The 17,869-nt window shown below is 66.4% G+C and carries 16 protein-coding genes and 1 tRNA gene; 11 read left to right on the top strand and 6 right to left on the bottom strand.

Going from position 1 to position 17,869, the window contains the following annotated elements; translation table 11 throughout:
- Nucleotides 1-97: 97 nt before the first annotated feature.
- The 3 genes from L593_RS10185 to psmA (L593_RS10175) all read right to left on the bottom strand — a co-directional run bounded on the left by L593_RS10185 (nt 98) and on the right by psmA (L593_RS10175) (nt 2,232).
- On the bottom strand, nt 98-421 hold the full coding sequence (locus L593_RS10185) for a transcription factor S (RefSeq protein ID WP_020446879.1): 324 nt from the start codon (nt 419-421) through the stop codon (nt 98-100).
- Between the two features lie 333 nt (nt 422-754).
- Entirely contained in the window at nt 755-1,489 is a 735-nt protein-coding gene (psmB, locus tag L593_RS10180; protein ID WP_049894052.1) for an archaeal proteasome endopeptidase complex subunit beta, read from the bottom strand.
- Nucleotides 1,486-2,232: an archaeal proteasome endopeptidase complex subunit alpha gene (gene psmA, locus L593_RS10175; protein WP_020446877.1), complete on the bottom strand. Its 747-nt coding sequence runs from the start codon at nt 2,230-2,232 to the stop codon at nt 1,486-1,488. Before psmA (L593_RS10175) ends, psmB begins: the two co-directional genes overlap by 4 nt.
- A gap of 251 nt (nt 2,233-2,483) precedes the next feature.
- Between psmA (L593_RS10175) and L593_RS10170 the strand changes: the two genes are divergently transcribed.
- The 4 genes from L593_RS10170 (at nt 2,484) to L593_RS10155 (ending at nt 5,480) form a co-directional block, all read left to right on the top strand.
- A complete protein-coding gene (locus L593_RS10170) occupies nt 2,484-3,002 on the top strand; it encodes a hypothetical protein (RefSeq protein WP_144060746.1) in 519 nt (172 codons plus the stop codon).
- A gap of 96 nt (nt 3,003-3,098) precedes the next feature.
- Nucleotides 3,099-4,178, top strand: a complete 1,080-nt coding sequence (locus L593_RS10165) for a glutamate--cysteine ligase (protein WP_020446875.1) — start codon at nt 3,099-3,101, stop codon at nt 4,176-4,178.
- 102 nt (nt 4,179-4,280) lie between these two features.
- Entirely contained in the window at nt 4,281-4,937 is a 657-nt protein-coding gene (locus tag L593_RS10160) for a winged helix-turn-helix domain-containing protein (RefSeq protein WP_020446874.1), read from the top strand.
- Between the two features lie 48 nt (nt 4,938-4,985).
- Nucleotides 4,986-5,480, top strand: coding sequence for a phosphopantetheine adenylyltransferase (locus L593_RS10155; protein ID WP_020446873.1), 495 nt, complete (start codon nt 4,986-4,988; stop codon nt 5,478-5,480).
- 24 nt (nt 5,481-5,504) lie between these two features.
- On the opposite strand, the gene L593_RS10150 is transcribed toward L593_RS10155, so the two are convergent.
- The gene (locus tag L593_RS10150) at nt 5,505-5,813 is read right to left on the bottom strand and encodes a transcription factor TFIIB cyclin-like protein (protein WP_020446872.1); all 309 of its coding nucleotides are present in this window, start codon (nt 5,811-5,813) and stop codon (nt 5,505-5,507) included.
- A 108-nt stretch (nt 5,814-5,921) separates the two neighbouring features.
- Between L593_RS10150 and L593_RS10145 the strand changes: the two genes are divergently transcribed.
- Both L593_RS10145 and L593_RS10140 read left to right on the top strand, forming a co-directional pair.
- A tRNA-Leu gene (locus L593_RS10145) sits at nt 5,922-6,005 on the top strand.
- 300 nt (nt 6,006-6,305) lie between these two features.
- The gene (locus tag L593_RS10140) at nt 6,306-8,183 is read left to right on the top strand and encodes a prolyl oligopeptidase family serine peptidase (RefSeq protein WP_049894050.1); all 1,878 of its coding nucleotides are present in this window, start codon (nt 6,306-6,308) and stop codon (nt 8,181-8,183) included.
- Nucleotides 8,184-8,201: 18 nt separating this feature from the next.
- Here the strand turns inward: L593_RS10140 and L593_RS10135 are convergent, their stop codons facing one another.
- Together L593_RS10135 and L593_RS10130 are read right to left on the bottom strand one after the other, a co-directional pair.
- The gene (locus tag L593_RS10135; RefSeq protein WP_020446870.1) at nt 8,202-9,299 is read right to left on the bottom strand and encodes a TrmB family transcriptional regulator; all 1,098 of its coding nucleotides are present in this window, start codon (nt 9,297-9,299) and stop codon (nt 8,202-8,204) included.
- A gap of 136 nt (nt 9,300-9,435) precedes the next feature.
- Complete coding sequence (locus L593_RS10130; RefSeq protein WP_020446869.1) at nt 9,436-12,720, bottom strand: glycosyl hydrolase; 3,285 nt, start codon at nt 12,718-12,720, stop codon at nt 9,436-9,438.
- A 918-nt stretch (nt 12,721-13,638) separates the two neighbouring features.
- Here L593_RS10130 and L593_RS10125 point away from each other — a divergent pair.
- From L593_RS10125 to psmA (L593_RS10105), 5 genes are all read left to right on the top strand, one after another.
- On the top strand, nt 13,639-14,844 hold the full coding sequence (locus L593_RS10125; RefSeq protein ID WP_020446868.1) for a KaiC domain-containing protein: 1,206 nt from the start codon (nt 13,639-13,641) through the stop codon (nt 14,842-14,844).
- Nucleotides 14,845-15,126: 282 nt separating this feature from the next.
- On the top strand, nt 15,127-15,831 hold the full coding sequence (locus tag L593_RS10120; protein ID WP_020446867.1) for an RNase P subunit p30 family protein: 705 nt from the start codon (nt 15,127-15,129) through the stop codon (nt 15,829-15,831).
- Nucleotides 15,815-16,447: a class I SAM-dependent methyltransferase gene (locus L593_RS10115; RefSeq protein WP_020446866.1), complete on the top strand. Its 633-nt coding sequence runs from the start codon at nt 15,815-15,817 to the stop codon at nt 16,445-16,447. Before L593_RS10120 ends, L593_RS10115 begins: the two co-directional genes overlap by 17 nt.
- 46 nt (nt 16,448-16,493) lie before the next feature.
- The gene (locus tag L593_RS10110; protein ID WP_020446865.1) at nt 16,494-17,027 is read left to right on the top strand and encodes an Rpp14/Pop5 family protein; all 534 of its coding nucleotides are present in this window, start codon (nt 16,494-16,496) and stop codon (nt 17,025-17,027) included.
- A 4-nt stretch (nt 17,028-17,031) separates the two neighbouring features.
- Nucleotides 17,032-17,811 carry an archaeal proteasome endopeptidase complex subunit alpha gene (psmA, locus tag L593_RS10105; RefSeq protein WP_020446864.1) on the top strand — a complete coding sequence of 260 codons (780 nt, stop codon included), beginning with the start codon at nt 17,032-17,034 and terminating at the stop codon, nt 17,809-17,811.
- Nucleotides 17,812-17,869 lie beyond the last annotated feature (58 nt).

Below are 17,869 nucleotides of genomic sequence, written 5' to 3'. Positions count from 1 at the left end.
TTGTTCGGGATCTTTCAGTAAATAATCCGCTGTACATATCTATTCACCTCGATGGAGCGACGAATTGGCAGTGGTTCGCCGACGTAACGGCCGGCCGTCAGTTGTACTCCCGCCAGCGATACCCACACTCCTTACACTTGAAGAACCGCGTCGGCGGCTCGTCGGCCGCGCCGGTTTGCTTGATCGTGTACCAGGCCTCGGTGTGACCGCACTCGTCGCAGTGCACGTCGTTGGCGGTCGGTTTCCCCTCGAAGTCCGCGCCCTCCTCCGTCTCGATGACGTCGTCGGTGCTCTGTTCCTCGGTGCTGACGAAGGCTGCCTCCTCGTCGGCGTCGCGGGGCTGCTCGGCGCCGCAACTGGTGCAGACCATCACGTCCCCGTCGGCTTTCATCATCGAACCGCACTCCTCACAGAACTGCATGTAGCGACTGGATTGGGTGGCGGGCCACTAAGCCGTTGGCTCTCGAATTCGCGTTCGAACGTTCGGGCCGATGCTGGCGACGCAGACAGCTTGGAAGCCCCCTCCCGCTCGCGCCCGCCCGGTCGCTGCGCGCTTGACTCGCTCGCTACGCTCGCTCGTCAGCAGTGCTTACTTCCCGAGCGAGCGCGACCGGTCGGCCCCTTCCAGTCCCACCCGAGAGCGGCTGTTGAAAGCCCACGAAAACCCCGGTGGAACGTGAGATCGAGTGTCGTGCCGCTGTCGGCGGTCGCGCAGAAGCGGTGGAGTGGAGGAGTCGAGAAACAGGCGGTCGGCCTAGAGTAGCTCCGCGACGTCGTCGTAGTCCTCGATGTCGACGCCGTCGTCGGTGATCGTCGCGACGTAGATCCCGTTACCGGAGCCGGTGTCGCGCTCGGTGGCGGCGTGGACGCCGCGGGCCGCGAGCGTGACGGCCTCCTCGATGGACAGTTCCGGGTCGTACTCGCCCTCGATCGCACCGTAGGCGAGCTGGGTGCCGCTCCCGGTGACGACGTAGTCGTCCTCGAGGACGCCGCCTGCAGGGTCGATCGAGTAGACGTGGCTGCCGTCCTCGTCGACGCCGCCCAGGATCGGGTGCGTCGCGAAGAACGGGCCGCCACGCATCACGTTCCCGGCGAACGTCGCGAGCGCGGGGATCGAGAGGTCCTCGCCGCGGCGCGTGCCGTAGAGGCTCGTCTCCGAGCGCAGCGTCCGGATTAGACTCTGGGCGCCGCCGACGGAGCCCACGAGCGTGAGGGCTGCGGTCGGGTGGATCTGCTCGACCTTCTGGACCCGCTTGTTCGAGACGAACCGGCCGCCCAGCGAGGCGCGCCTGTCGGTCGCGATGACGACGCCGTCCTCGGTCGAGATGCCAATCGTCGTCGTCCCGGTCTTGTTCACGGTCTCGTCGTCGTGGTGCTGGGTCGCGTCGCCGACGGCGTCGTTCGGGACGAGTTCGGGTGCGAAGGGATCGGGATCCGACGTGGAGCCGTCGGGGACGAGTCCGTCACGCCCGCGTGCGTCGTCCATCATTCATCACCACCCTCCTCGGCGAGGCCGTGTTCGGTGACGATCGCCGCGACGGTGTCCGGATCGAGCGCGTCGAAGCGCTCGCTCTCGACGTCGACCGTCGCGATCTCGACGCCGTGGGGATCGAGGTCGCCATCCGAGGCACTCGCCAGCGCCTCGAGGGCGAGTCCGATGCCGTCGTCGAGGGTCAGCGACTCGCCGTAGTGATCTTCGAGGTACTCCTGAATCGTGTCGCGGCCGCCGCCGACGGCGACCGCGGACCACTCGTAGGGCGTGCCGGATGGGTCCGTCTCGAAGAGGCGCGGCTCGCCGTCCTCGATGCCCGCGACGAGGAGCGCGACGCCGAAGGGGCGTGCGCCACCCGTCTGGGTGTACTGCTGGATGTGGTCGGTGATCTCCTTGGTGAGCGCCTCGACGCCGAGGGGCTGGTCGTAGCGGAGCCACTCCATCTGGGCGCGACGCCGCGCGAGGTCGACGAGCTGTCGGGCGTCGGCGACGTGCCCCGCGGAGGCGATCCCGAGGTGGTCGTCGACCTCGTGGAGCTTCTCGACGCTGCTGGCCTCGACGAGAGGCGAACGCGTCCGGCGATCCGCGACGAGGACGACGCCATCGGACGTCCTCACGCCGACCGCTGCTGTCCCGCGCTTGACCGCCTCGCGGGCGTACTCGACCTGGTAGAGGCGTCCGTCCGGGGAGAAGATGGTAATCCCCCGGTCGTAGGCCTGCTGTTGTTGGGAACCTTGCATCGTGTTCACCCGAAGTAAGGGCCTCCGATACAAGTACTTTCTGCCAGTCCGGGCGAGGCTGACGGCAATCTCGTCAGTATCGGCTTAGTACGATCGGCGACTCACGCGACCGACTGCCGCCGACCGTGGACGTCTACGGATCCGTCCGGGCGAGGCATAGGGAGACGGACACCGGCGAATGCGGGTCGGACCGGGAAGCATTTAGCCGGATCGGCAGAAGGTTCTTGTACCTTCGTCCAAACCCGGCGAGTATGGCCGACGCCGACAGGGGACGCGGCATTCTCACCCCAGCGGACCGCCGATTTCTCAGGGGAGACGTGACGCTGGGCAGCGAGCAATCGCGCTACGACGCACGCTACCGGATCCGTCAGCGGACGCGCGACGCGATGCTCGACTTCCCGCTACTCGTCGAGCGACTCGCCGAGCGCGATCGCGAGCAGGTGTTCGACCCCGAGACCGGCGGGATCACCGACGCGATCGTCGACGCGATCGCGTTCTGTTATCTCGGTGCCGCCGACGTGGCGGCCGATCCCGAACGGCTCCTCGCGGCCGGCGTTCGTCGCGCAGAGCGCGAACGACGCGGTCCGGACTGTCCGCTCCTGGACGTGGACGTCTCCGTCGAGGCGACCGACGACGAGCGGGTCGACCACATCGCCCAGTGCGTCGGCGACGGCGCGATCCACGAACTCGACGAGCGCGACCTCCGGGCGCTCGCGCGGCTGCTCGCCGACCGAGACGACGTGTCACTCGCCGACCTCCTCGACGACTGAACCGGCTCGACCGCACCGGACGATCGACGACCGAGCCGAAGGCGACGAAGGCCGGCTTCGAACGCTATTTGACGGCGGCACTCGAACGGCCGGTCGATGGATCGCGGCTCGGCGGACGTGTTCACGGAACTCGGCACGATCGGCATCGAGGAGGAGTTCTACGTCGTCGACGACGCGGGACGCCCGACGGCCGGCACCGACGAACTCGTCTACGAGACCGAGCCACCCGAGATTCTCGAGGACCGGCTGGACCACGAACTCTTCAAGTGCGTTATCGAGACCCAGACGCCGACGATCGACCGGCTCGACGACGCTGCCGGGATTCTCGACGACGTCCGTGATGCCCTCGTCGAGCACGCCAGCGCGAACGGGTTCCAGATCGCGGCCGCGGGCCTCCACCCGACCGCGAAGTGGCGCGAACTCGAACACGCCGACAAGCCACGGTATCGCGCCCAACTCGATCGGATCCAGTACCCCCAGCACCGCAACACCACCGCGGGTCTCCACGTCCACGTCGGCGTCGACGACGCGGACAAGGCCACCTGGATCGCAAACGAACTGCGCTGGTACTGCCCGGTGATCCTCGCGCTCTCGGCCAACTCGCCGTTCTGGTGTGGCTTCGACACCGGCCTCCACTCCGCTCGCGCGAAGATCTTCGAGGCGTTGCCCAACACCGGGATCCCGACGCAGTTCGCGGACTTCGATGACTACCTGACCTTCGAGAACCGGATGATCGACAGCGACGCGATCGAGGACCGCGGCGAACTCTGGTACGACGTCCGGCCCCACTCCGCGCACGGCACCGTCGAGGTTCGCTCCCCCGACGGCCAGGCGGATCCGGCGCGCGTGATGGCGTTCGTCGAGTACGTCCACGCGCTCGTCCTCGACCTCGCGGACCGGTACGAGGACGGCGAGGACGGAACGGCCTACCGCCGCGAGGCCCTCGACGAGAACAAGTGGCGCGCGATCAGGTACGGCCAGGATGCGTCCTTCCTGCAACCGGACGGCACGACGGTTCCGCTGGGCGAGGTCGTCGAGCGCGAGGCCGACCGACTCGACGTCGATGGAATCCGCGACATCTACGAGACCGAGAGCGGCGCCGCGCGGCAACGGCGCCTCCAGTCCGACGCCGACGTCGACGCGCTCTGTGAATCGCTCCTCCTGCCAGGACAGTAAGCAGCGGACGCGAGCAGGTGACGGAGGGACGGCGCCCCGGGAGAGCGCGTTCGAGGCAAGCTTTTTACGCATCACCGACTTTCGTCGCTCCAGAGACGACTCATGTCTGCGGACGATACCACCGACGAGAGAGACGACGCTTCGGACGACGCCGAAGCGGGGGCTGGGGCCACACGGGCGGACGACGCGACCGACGATCGCTCGCGTCGCGACGAGCTCACCGACCGACTGAGCGAGGAGACGGACCGGGCCGTCGAGGAGTTCGACCAGCGCCTCGTGGACCTGCTCTCCTGGATGCTCGACACCGAGACGCGGGCGCGAATCTACGTCCACCTGCGACAGTCCCCCCACAGCACGAGCGACGAGATCGCCGAGGGGACTGGCCTCTACCCGAGCACCGTCCGGGAGGCACTCGCCGAACTTCACGACGAGGGAATCGTCGAGCGCCGCAAGCGACAGAGCGAGGGCGCCGGCAACAACCCCTACGAGTACGCCGCGATCGCACCTAGCGAACTGGTCGGCACTGTCGCCGAGCGCGTCCAGACCGAACTCAACACGGTGTTCAACCTCGATCGACACATCAGCGCTGGCAGTACCGAACCAGATCTGGACGAGGAGCCGGTGACGATCACAGTCGAGGACGGATCCAGCAGTGCGGAGGCGGCCGCGGCCGCGAGCACCGAACCAGCCGTCGAGGAGACCGACGAGACGGACGCGGACTCGCCCGACGACGAACTCCTCGGGGAAGACGACGAGTAGCGCGTTCCGGTCCGACTCATTTTTCCCGCGGGGCCGCGACCGACCGGTATGGACGTGGCGCTCGGTGGAACCTTCGACCCGGTACACGACGGCCACCGCGCGCTTCTCGAGCACGCGTTCTCGCTCGGCGACGTCGTCGTGGGGCTCACGACCGACGAACTCGCCCCCGAGACGCGAAACGTCGATCGCTACGTTCGGCCCTTCGAGGAGCGCAAAGCAGACCTCGAAGCCGAACTGGCCGCCATCGCGGAGGAACGCGATCGCTCCTTCGACGTGCGCCCGCTCGACTCGCCCACCGGCATCGCCGCCGAAGACCCCTCTCTCGAGTACCTCGTCGTCTCGCCGGAGACCGCGCCCGTCGGCGAGCACATCAACGAACTCCGAGCGGAGCGCGGCCTCGAACCACTCACGATCGAGGTCGTCGATCACGTCCTCGCCGAGGACGACGAGATCATCTCCAGCACCCGGATCGTCCAGGGCGAGATCGACGAGCACGGCACCCTGACGCCGGAGCGTTCCGGGCGTGACCCGCAGCGGGAGTGAGAAGCGGCCCTCGCCCGCTGCGACTCACCAGGACGGTGGCTCCATCCCGGCACTCTCGAGACGCTCCCGCCAGCGCTGCTGGACCGAAATCCGCGAGACGCCGACGGCGTCGGCCACGGCGGTCTGCGTCCGGCCCTCGCCTGCGATCAGCGTCGCGGCGTAAACGCTCGCCGCGACCGCCGCCGGTTTCGAGCGGTCGGCGTCGGGAACCGTCGACAGGAAGAGATCGACCGCGACGGAACCCGTTTCGTCGTCGAGACCGAGGTCGGTAGCCGCCTCCTCGATGGCCTCGATCCACTCCGCGTTGTCGCGGCGATCCTTCGCGCTGTGCACACCGAACGTGAGGACCCAATCCTACTAAGCCCTGTTGAGCACGCCACCAGGTAGCGGCTGTACAGGAGCGACAGCTACTTTTCCGGGTCGGCGGCTACGTTGCAGTGAGCGCGGGTAGCCAAGCCAGGAAACGGCGCAGCGCTTAGGACGCTGTCCCGTAGGGGTCCGCCGGTTCAAATCCGGTCCCGCGCACTGAACGGAAGCCGAGGAGCGTAGCGAGTCGGCTGGAGTGAGGGAGCAGGACCGGATTTGAACCCTGCAAGTCACAGCCCGCGCAGGGCAGTAGGCCCGAGCAGGAATGTCTTGCTCCGGTTCAAATCCGGTCCCGCGCACGCCACCGAAATCGGGATCGATGGACGGTCGATCGCACGGGCGGCACGCGTCGGCAGCTCCCGCCGCTACGTTCGGCCGACGCAACTCCTGTTTCCAATCAAACAGAAGTGTCGTTCTGGAATTAGTTAAGGCCCTGCCCGGGTACCATCAGGATATACGATGACAAAACAGGTGCCACGGGACGACGTCGACGAAACGCTCGAAGCGCTCGCGTCCTTGCCGACCCTGGCGCAGGCGACGGTATCGCCCGACGGAGATCGCATCGCGTTCTACCACGACGGGACCGGGCGGAACGAACTCCACGTGCTGGACGTCGCGACGGGCGAGGTCGAGCAGTGGAGCGACGGCGACGTGCCGCGCGATTCCAAGTCGACGCTCGAGTGGGACGCCGACGGCGACCGCATGTTCTTCCACCACGACCAGGCTGGCAACGAGCAGTTCGACGTGTACGCCATCGACGCGGCCGGGACCGTCGAGTCCGTGTACGAATCTGCGGGCCAGTCGGGGCTGCACGACGTCGGAGCGGACGGCGACGTCGTGCTCGTCGGTTCGAATCACGAGGGGCAGATGAACCTCTACTCCCACGACCTCGACGCCGACGAGACCACGACGGTCACCGAGTACGAGCGCGCCACGCTCGTCGGCCTCCTCTCGCCCGACGGCGAGCAGGTCGCCTTCGCGACGAACGAGAGCGACGAGTTCAGCAACGTCGACAGCTACGTCGCCGACGCGGACGGCGGGAACCCGCGGAACCTCCAGATCGGAGACACGGGCGCGGAGTGCGTGCCCGCCGACTGGCATCCCGACGGCGATCGGCTCCTCGTCGCCGACAACACGACCGACGTCGGACGGTGTGGGATCTACGACCTCGACGCCGACGAGGTGACGTGGTACGGCGAGGGCGCCGACGAGGAGATGGCCGAGTGCTTCCTCCCCGGGGGCGATCGGTTCCTGGCGCTCCGGATGCGCGACGCGACGGTCACGCCAGTGATCTACGACGTGGAAACCGGCGAGTCACGCGCGTTCGAGGTGCCCTCGGGCGTCTCCGAGTTCGGCCACGGCGAGTCGCCCGTCCTCGCCGACGGTCGCGTCGTGCTCACCCACGAGAGCCCGACGACGCGGCCGCGGATCATCGCCTACGACCTCGAGACCGACGAGTACGACGTGCTCCGCGAGGCGGAGTACGGATCCTTCGACCGCGAGGACTTCGTCGACGCCGAGTACGTCACGTTCGAATCCGACGGCGTCCCCGAGACGCCGGCGCGAGCGGTCGAACACGAGCCTTACGACGAACTCGAGATCGGCGCGCTCCTGTACGACTCCGGGGAGCGGCCCTCGCCCCTCATCGTCCACCCGCACGGTGGCCCGCGGCTCCACGAGACGAAGAACTTCGACGTGTTCACCCAGTTCCTCGCCTCGCGGGGCTACTCGGTGCTGCAAGTCAACTACCGCGGATCGACCGGTCGCGGCCGCGAGTTCGTCGAACGGCTCTACGACGACTGGGGCGGCGCCGAGCAGGGTGACGTGGCGACGGCAGCCGAACACGTCCTCGAGACGCGCGACTGGATCGACGAGGACCGCGTGATCGCGTACGGCCGATCGTTCGGCGGCTTCTCCGCGTACTGGCAGTCCGTGCAGTATCCCGACCTGTACGACGCCGTGATCTCGTGGGTCGGCGTCTCCGATCTCCGGGACATGTACGAGAACACGATGCCCCACTTCCGCTCCGAACTGATGGAGAAGTACATGGGCGACCCCGACGAGAACGCCGACCTGTACGAGGAGCGGTCGCCGATCACGCACGTCGAGAACGTCCAGGGACCGCTGCTGATGCTGCACGGCGCCAACGACACGCGGGTCCCCGTCTCCCAGGCGCGACGGTTCGACGAGGCGCTGCAGGAGGCAGGCTTCGAGGAGGGCCCCGATGGCGACTACGAGTACGTCGAACTCGACGCGGAGGGACACAGTTCCTCGGACGTACGGCGAAAGATTCGGGTGTTCTCGCTCGTCGACGACTTCCTGGATCGACGACTCTGAACCCGCCGAACAGTCGGCTCAACCGAGCTCCGCCGGCAGCGACGGCGGCAGCACGACCTTCGAGCCGTGCACGACGATCCGGTCGGCTTCCAGATCCTCGAACACGGCACCCCAGCCACCGACGAGGTGCGTCTCGCCCGTTTCGTCGGTGACCGCGAGCGTGAGAAAGGAGGACAGATCGCTGTAGGTAGGGACGTGTCCGCGTTCGAGCGACATGTCCGGATACCGGATCCCGGAGACGACGCCCGAGACGCGACGACTGTCGCGAGATTGCGGATCGGTCCCCTCGATCGTCACGGGGAGCATCGCTCCCTCGAGCCAGAGCGGGTAGACGTCCCGGACGAACTCGACCAGCGACACGTACATTTTGCCCTCCGAGTCGGCGACGTAGATCGGGTCACAGACCGACCAGAGGCAGAGCTGGAAGTACCACCTGAAGATGAAGGAGAGGATGCGGTCGTTGACGACGAGTCCGTAGTCCGAGGCCGCTCGATCGTTCGGGGAGAAGCAGGTGTACGTCCGATCGACGATGGCGACGAACGGGCCGGGAATCCCGCGGCGCCGCAGTTCGGTGACCGGCTGCGTGGCGTCGATCTGGCCGGGGGAGACGTCCTCGATGGAGACCCGAACGACGACGTCGTTGGCGTGGGCCGTCGCGAGCGCTTCGCGAAGCTGGTAGTACTGGGACGGGGTCGCCGCGACGTCGACGGACGTCTCCGCGTTCTCGATGAACGCCCGTGCTCGTTCGAGCGTCGAATCGACCTGTTTGACGAGGTTGACCTGGTGGTCGTCGATGCTGTTTTGCTCCCAGACCTCCTCGATGTCCTCGGCCGTTTCCGAGAGCTGTTCCCCGGTCTGACGGAGCACGTTCACCAGATCGGACGGCTCGGTGGCCTGGACGTACCGGCGATCCTCGCGCTCGAACGTGGTGACGTAGCCGTCGTGTTCGAGGTCGGTGAGCACGTCGTAGATGCGCGAACTCGGGATCCCGCTCTTCTCGGCGACGTCCACCGCCGCGAGCGGGCCGTGCTGGATGACGGCGAGGTACGCCTCGGACTGGTACTGACTCAGACCGATCCGCTGGAGGCCCCGCCGAACGCTATCCTCGTTCTCCATAGATCGATCGACCGTCCGCCTGAACGGTTCCGGTAGGAATCACAAAAACGATCATTAAATACCCGACGATACCGCGACGAGGAGCGATCGAGGGGATCTCCTCCCGCCGATGACTACCCTGGCGGGCCGAGGGAGATCAGCTTCCGTCCTCGACCTCGGTTGCGGTCGCAGTGTCGGTGTTGCCGTTCGCGTCGGTGACGACGCACTCGGCCTCGTAGGTGTGACCGTCGTTCTCTGCTTTTCTGGCGGAGAGGGTCTCGGTACCAGAGCCCGAGCTACCGCTGACGCTCACGGTCGTGGATCCCTCGACCTGGCCGTCTTCGGTGTCGGTCAGCGTCAAGTCGACGGACGACAGGTCGCCGTCGGCGTCGCTGACGGCGTAGTCGATCTGGAACTCCGCGTGCGGACTGCCGCCGCTGTTGTCCTCGCTGATCGAGAAACTGTCCACCGTCGGCGCGTTGCCGCTGCTGGTGTCCTCGCTCTCCGTGACGCTCGTCGTCGACGAAGCGGTGTTTCCGGTGCCGTCGGTGGCGACGAGTTCCAGCGTGTAGCTGTTCCCGGTGCCGTCGTCGCCGGCGGCGACGAGTCGGGTCGTCCCGGAGGCACTGCTGCCACTCACGCTGATCGAGGCGGAGTCCTCCGTCGTGCCGTCGCCGTCGTCGGTCAGCGTGAGGTCGACCGAGGAGAGGTCGCCGTCGCTGTCGCCGACGCTCCAGGAGACGTCGAACTCCGCGTCCGAGTCGCTCGTCTCGACCTCGCTGGCCGAGAGGCTGTCCACCGTCGGCGCACTCGACGAGCCGCCGCTGCCGGTGGTGTACCCGACCGAGTTGGCGGCCACGTCCAGGGACGTCCCGTCGGAGAAGTTCACCGTGGTCGTGGACGAGGACGCGTTGTAGGCGACGTAGGTCTTCGTCCCGGTGCTGCTGTCCTGGAACACCTGATAGAACGGCGTGTCTGCGCTCACCGTCGGATCGGGGATCCCGATCTCGTTGAGGTGGTGGAGGAAGTAGTAGACGTACGGCGAGGAGGTCCCCGTGGGGGAGATCGGCATCTCGCCGGCCATGTTCGGATCGATCGCTCGCGATGGGTTCGACATCGCCCGGTAACACCACGCGGCTGCCGCCCAGCCGTCCGGCCACCGCGAGTACGGATCGGGCCCACCAACGAGCTGGTCGCGAGCCGTGAGCAGGCGATCCCAGTTGTTCTCGTTGTAGGTCTGATCGTAGCCCAGGTAGAAGGAGTGCCCGCCGATCGGGAGATTGTTGATCCCGTACAGCTCGATCGGGTCCGAGGTGTCCCAGTAGACCTGTCGCCAGCTACCGACGTCCCAGGTCTGCGAGCAGTACTTGAACGGGCCGGAGCCCTCGGTGTCGAGTTCGTCTGGGCCGAGGTTGCTGCCGAAGTTGGCCGGGAGCGAATCGTCGACCTCGTCGAACCAGTACTCGCGGGAAGCGTTGACCTCGTGGGTGTACATCCAGATGCCGGCGTCCCTGAGTTCGGTGTTGCCGGTGATTTCTCCCCACTTGACCATCGCCGCGTACGCCGCGATGGCCTCGGAGGAGGACTCCTGGTTGTTCCCATAGTCGTTGCCGTTGATGCCGCCCGCGTAGGACATCCCCGCGTACGGCTCGAACGTCCGCAGGAACGGGAAGGAGTCCTTGGGATAGGTGGACGGATCGAGCGGGTTCGACGTGTCCGGGCGCTCCCAGTTCGCGTAGTCCCGAATGAGCAACTCGACCATCGGACCGTAGTTATCGGCCCACTTGGGATCCTGACGGGCGACTTCCGCCGCAGCGTTCACGAGGTAGCCGTAGTGGAAGTGGTGGTCGTTGACGGCGAAGGCGCCCCCGAACTCGCAGTCGGGATAGGACTGGAGCACGCCGAGGTCGTCGTGGAAGTAGAACACCTCGTCGGAGTCGGCAGTGGAGAAGCTATCACCGTCGACGGTCCAGGCGTTGTTGGCGACGTCCAGGTACGTCGAGAGTCGGCCACGGAGCGCCTGCAGGAAGTAGTCCTGCTCGGCGGTCAGGCCACGGACGTCCGCGATCGGAGCCACCTGCGTGTTCCGCATGAAATCCTTCCCGGACCAGTAGGCGCACGCTGGCACGCCCTGATCGGTGTAGGGACCGTAGTCGCTCCGGAGATCCTGCAGGTACTGGTCGAGCTGGGCGCCGTCGTACGTACCGACGTCCGGTTGGACCGGCAGGATCCCCGGGTACCGTAGCGTCGTCGAGAACGACGAGCCGGCGACGACTTTCATCCGGCCGCGTGGCGACCAGTACTCGTCGCCGGTGAACGAGGCGCTGGTGTGTTTCCACTGGGTCGGGAACAGCGCCGAGAGCGTCCCGCTCGTCGTACTCTCGGCCTTCTCCTCGAGCGTGTAGGCGTACGTGGTCGAGACGGCCGCGTTGGCCTCGTCGTAGTTCCAGTCGACCGTCGTGTCCCGGACGAAGTTGTAGGCGTACTGCTCGAACGCGTCGAGCGTCGACTCGGTGCCGTCGGGGAGGACGGCCACGGTCAGGTAGCCCGATCCTGCGAGCTGCGACGTGAGGGAGCTGGTACCGACGCCCGACCAGCTCGCGCCGTCCGGCGCGTAGAGGCCGAAGTGCTGGACGGAGTGCCCTGACTGCGTGGGTTCGACGGTGAGCCCGAGGACGTTGCCCTGGTCGGCGAAGACGGAGACGTTCGCGTTCGAGAGCGCCGCGTCGGTCTCGTCCAGCAGGGAGAGGTCGGCACCACCGCCGCCGTACTCGACGAAGACGAACGGGCAGCCACGGACCTGCGTGACGTCCATCGGTGCAGTCGTGCCGTCGCCCCAGCGGGCGGTGTTGAACCAGTCTCCGTGATCGTGCGTACGTGTGTCCGCGTACGAACTGACGTCCGTGTTGCCGATCACCAGCCGCGGCGTCTCCTGGTAGTCCATCCGGACGAAGTCCGCCTCCTCGATCGCAGCGGGCTGATTCTCCATGTCGTCCCAGGGATCCCGCCAGCCCTGCCACGTGCTCGGAATCTGGAGCCGGAACCCCTCCGAGCGTGCGTCGGCGTAGTAGGGATACGTGACCGTCGCACCGTTGCAGTGCTCGTGCCAGGTCTCGTCGTAGGGATCGTACGCGAAGTGCATCCCACTCCAGACGCCGTTCGTCGGGATCGGTTGGTCGACGTTGTCGGTGATCCGCAACTCGTCCGTGGTCGGGGGCATATCCCCGGTGCTGTCCCCCGGGTACTCCGTCGTGTAACTGCCGCTGCCCACGCTGACGGTGTTCGAATCGGAGAGTGCAGACGTGATACCACTGGCACCACCGATCGCGCCAGCAGCCCCGGCTGCCTGCAGTACCGACCGCCGCGAAACCGGCAGTCGCCCCCGTTCGTCGCTCGATTCGTCCGCGTCGTCGTGTCTGTCGTTGAAATCTCGTGATGTCATGTCCACGTGTTCCGTTGGTGATACCTGTGTGTTCCCACCACAGGCAAGTAGAAATCCGATGTAAGTACCATGAATTAACTCACCACGCGGCGAGTGACAAAGGTGGTAAAAATAACGTAGTTAGAGGCGTATTTATATATAATTTGTAGTAATTGGAAAGAAACCAATAGAGAACGTCGAAGAGAAGAACTCGTCAGTTGCAGATGGTGATATCAAACGGAAATCTTTTTTGGATACTTCAACCGTGCCGACGCAATTCCCCGGGTTTCGTCGATTTGCGGACGGGACGGGGCCAGCGGCCAAGCGAACGGGCGATCCCTGCGACCCAGTCCAGATTCGGCGTCGACGATCCGAGCGTGAGGCTGGCCGATCGCTGACTTCGGCGGTTCGGTCGGCGGCGAACATCGAGACGGTCGACGGGAAACGCGTGATCAGACCGACTGCGAGTCGGAGCCTGACGCCCCAGCCGTGTCCATCGTGGTGACGACGGCGTCGCTGACGGTACTCTGCGAGCGTCGTTCGTCGCTTCCGGACGCCGACGAGCCACCGACGCCGAGCGTGCCGAGCGCGGTGAGGTCGGCATCGATCTCCGACGCACTGCGGCGTCGGTCGAGGTCGGCCAGTCGTGCGTCGACGTCACCGGGACAGCAGTCACCGACTTCCTCCTCGAGGAGTCACTCGAGGCGGCGTTCGTTTCGACCATACAGGCATCTGAACCAACATTCAGGTAATACTACCGGGGCTCCGTCGGCTACCCGATTCGGTGAGACGAGCGCGTCGGCCTCGATCGCCCCGGCAAGAACCTTAATCTGTGATCGGGTCGGAGATAGCAGACGACGACCGGCCGTCCCCGTCGGCCCACCATGACTGCATCGCAGCCCATCGCACCTCGTTCGCACGCTCCCGGGGTGACCCCGGATGAGTGACGAGGACTGGTTCGAGAGCGCGGTCGGGAGTGACGACGACGGGGACGCCGACGACAACGGTGACGCGAGAGACGGAGACGCGGACGCCGAGCGAGTGGACGAGTCGGACGGCGCGGCCAGTGGTGATGAGGCCACGGGGGTAACCGAGAATGGTGCGGACGAGGAGGAACCAGACGCGCTGGAAACACCGGGATTCGCGCCGTCGTCGGACGAAGACGATCTGGACGATCGAATTCCCGACCTCGGCGACGATCTCGGTGATAGCCTCGGTGAAGAGCCGCTCTCCGCGGAGGACATCGACCCCGATCTCGCCGACGAGGAAGACGGCGGCGGACTCTTCGAGGACGACTTCACGGCGGCGCTGCAGGAGGCAGAGGACGAAGGGTTCGGGATGGGCGGCAACGCCGAACCGACCGATCCGGCGTTCTCGATGGGCACCGACGCCGGCGGTGGGTTCGGCGACGTCGGCGTCACCGACCTCGACGACGATCCGGACTCGGACATCCCCCGCATCGACCTCGGGATCGAGGGGCTCGACGAGATGATCCAGGGCGGCGTCCCCGAACGGTCCCTGATGGTCGCCATCGGATCGGCGGGGACCGGCAAGACGACGTTCGGCCACCAGTTCCTCTACGGCGGCCTCCAGAACGGTGAGCGCGCCGTGTTCATCGCCCTCGAGGAGTCCCGCGAGCGCGTGATCCGTTCGGCATCCGAGAAGGGGTTCCAGTTCGACGAGTACGTCGACGACGGACAGCTCGCCGTCGTCGACATCGACCCCGTCGAGATGGCCAACAGCCTCCAGACGATCCGTAGCGAACTCCCGCGACTCATCGACGAGTTCGGTGCCGACCGACTCGTCCTCGACTCCGTGTCACTGCTGGAGATGATGTACGAGGAGCGAGCGACCCGCCGGAACGAGATCTACGACTTCACCAGAAGTCTCAAGGAGGCCGGCATCACCACGATGCTGACCAGCGAGGCCAGCGAGGAGACGCCATACGCCTCCCGACACGGCATCGTCGAGTACCTCACGGACGCCGTGTTCGTCCTCCAGTACGTCCGCCCGTCGGACTTCCGGGAGACCCGGATGGCCGTCGAGATCCAGAAGATCCGCGACGCGAACCACTCCCGCGAGATGAAGCCCTACGAGATCACCAACGAGGGGATCGAAGTGTTTCGGCAGGCAAATCTTTTCTAGGACCTTTTTTTGCGCTCGGATTTCCTCGCTCGCCGATAGACGTTCCTGCTCGGCCTTCGGCCTGCGCGGGCTGCGACTATCGAGCCCTCGCTCGCTACGCTCGCGAGGACGCTTCCGCTCGCTGCGGGAACCGCTCGCGCAAAAAATCTCCGCCAAAAAAGGCCGCGCCTCGCTGTGCTCGGCGCGGAGAATCGCTCACTCGCTTCGCTCGTTCGCGAATGCAGGTGCCAGCTGGCCCCATGCTCCGAAAGGCGGAAGGCCGGCGCCTGCGACCCCGGTGGTATGTACGAGGCCGTCCACGCCGTGCCGGAGGGAGAGTCGACGGTCTCGCGGCTCGCGATCACGGCCAAGGAGTACGGGTACGAGGGGATCGTCGTCCGGAATCACGGCGACCAGCGCGCGGAGTTCGACGCGGGTGCTGTCGCAGCGGAGACGGGTGTCGACGTCGTAAACGGGGTCGAGATCCAGGCCGAGGACGCCCAGCAGGCGAGTGGCTACCTCGGGAACTTCCGCCCTGATTACACGCTCGTGGGGATCCACGGCGGGACGATCGAACTGAACCGCTTCGCGGTGGAGCAGGAGAAGGTAGACGTGCTCGCACATCCGATGGCCGAACAGGGCGACCTGAACCACGTGATGGCGAACGCCGCTGCCGAGCACGGCGTCCGGATCGAACTGAATCTGCGGCCCGTGTTGCGCGAGTCCGGCGGCACCCGCGTGCGGGCCATCAAGGACCTGCGGAAGTCCTGGGAGCTGATCGACGACGCCGGCGCGCCGTTCGTCGTCTCGGCGGATCCCCGCTCGCACCTGCAACTTCGTGCGCGTCGGGAACTCGAGGCGCTGGACGAAGAGATCGGGATTCCGGGTGAGGCGATCGAGGACGGCCTCGCGGAGTGGGGGAGGCTGGCCGAGCGGAACCGAGAGATCCAGTCCGAGGCGTTCATTGAGCCAGGGGTCGAAGCTGGTCGGTATGACCCAGACGCCTGAGGATCACGCGGCCCGGTTCACCGAGGTCGCCGAGGAGTACGACGACGATTCGAGCGAGGAGTACCGGGCCTGCGCGGGGGCGGTGATCGAGGGCGCTGCACCCGAGCCGGACCACACCGTGCTCGACCTCGGTGCCGGGACGGGAGCGATCGGCCTCGCCCTCGCCGACGCTGCCGAGCGCGTCGTCCTGCGAGACCTCAGCGAGGGGATGCTCGATCAGGCCCGCCAGAAGGTCGCGGATCGGGGGCTCGACAACGTCGAAATCGGCGAGGGATCCTTCCGCGAACCCAACTACGACGGCCCCGCCGACGTGATCGTCTCGAACTTCGCGCTTCACCACCTCAGCGACGCGGAAAAACGGGAGGCAATCGAAATCTGGGCCGAGTACGAGCCAGAGCGGATCGTCCTCGGCGACGTGATGTTCTTCGAGGAGCCCGACCCGAGCGTCCCCTTCTACTCGCCGGAGGTCGACGATCCCGCCACCGTCGGCACCCTCGTCGAAGCGTTCACCGACGTGGGATACGCCGTCGTCGACGTACAGCGCATCCACGACCAGGTCGGCGTGATCGTCACCCACCGGATCGGCGAGGGCGACGTCGTGCCTGGAGCGGAGTGATCGACGGCGAAGCCAATCCCGAGCCACACATACGGAATCAGACACGATGAAACACCTTCCGAAACACCTCCGGCCGCGGTATCGGTACCTCGCAGTGGGACTCGAATCCTGGCCGGACGCGTCGTTCGACCGGCGGGCGTTCCAGCGCGAGGTCTGGGACGCCACTCGGGCGCTGTGTGGCGATCCTGGAAGCGCGGCGATCGATCCGACGGTGCTCCGGTTCGATCGGGACGGATCGATGGGGCGTGCGATCCTGAAAGTCCGCCGAGGGACGGTCGATCGGGCCCGTGCAGCACTCGCGTGCATCGACGCCGTCGGCGGCGATGCGGTGGGCTTGCGAGTCCGGGGTACGAGCGGGACGGTCCGTGCCTGTGAAGAAAAGTATTTAGGCGGGCCACCGGAACCATCTGAGGAGAGAACCGTCGTGTACCAACGCCAGGAGCGCACCGCGACCGTCCGCTCGCCCCGGGTGGACGTCCGTACCGATGCGGGGTTCCTCGGCGCCACGGAATCCGATTGCGATCGAACGGATCGCGACGACACCGAACCCAACTGCGACACCGAATCCGACCGCGACTAACACTATGCAGGGACAAGCCCAACAGCAGGCCTACGACCGCGGGATTACCATCTTCTCCCCGGACGGACGCCTCTACCAGGTCGAGTACGCGCGAGAGGCAGTCAAGCGAGGCACCGCCAGCATCGGTATCCGTACCGAGGACGGCGTCGTGCTTGCCGTCGACAAGCGGATCCGCTCCCCGCTGATGGAGCGCACCAGCGTCGAGAAGATCCACAAGGCCGACGACCACATCGGCATCGCGTCGGCCGGCCACGTCGCCGACGCCAGACAGCTCATCGACTTCGCTCGCCGCCAGTCCCAGGTCAACCAGCTCCGGTACGGCGAGCCCATCGGCGTCGAGACCCTCACGAAGAACGTCACCGACCACATCCAGCAGTACACGCAGGTCGGCGGCGCCCGGCCCTTCGGCGTCGCGCTCATCGTCGGCGGCGTCGAGGACGGCGAGCCGCGCCTCTACGAGACCGACCCCTCCGGGACGCCCTACGAGTGGAAGGCGCTGGCCGTCGGTGCAGACCGCGGCGAACTCCAGGAGTACCTGGAGGAGCACTACGAGGAGGCCGAGGACATCTCCGGCGGCGTCGAACTCGCGCTCGAGGCGCTCGCCTCCGTCAACGACGGCGAACTCCGGCCCGAGGGCATCGGGATGGCCACCGTCGACGTCGAGTCCGAGAACTTCATCGAACTGACCGACGACGAGATCGAGGAGTACCTCGAGTCCAACGACCTGCTCGCGCCCGAAGAGCCCGAGGAGGACGTCGAGGACGCCGACGAAGACGAAGAGTAACCGATCGAAGCGCCGGCTTCGACCGCACGGCCCGATCCGTTTTCGAACTGCGACGCGT

The organism is Salinarchaeum sp. Harcht-Bsk1 (genome assembly GCF_000403645.1).
Lineage (GTDB): Archaea > Halobacteriota > Halobacteria > Halobacteriales > Salinarchaeaceae > Salinarchaeum.
Note: the sequence above shows the minus strand (reverse complement) of the source record. Positions and strands in the feature narration are given on the sequence as shown.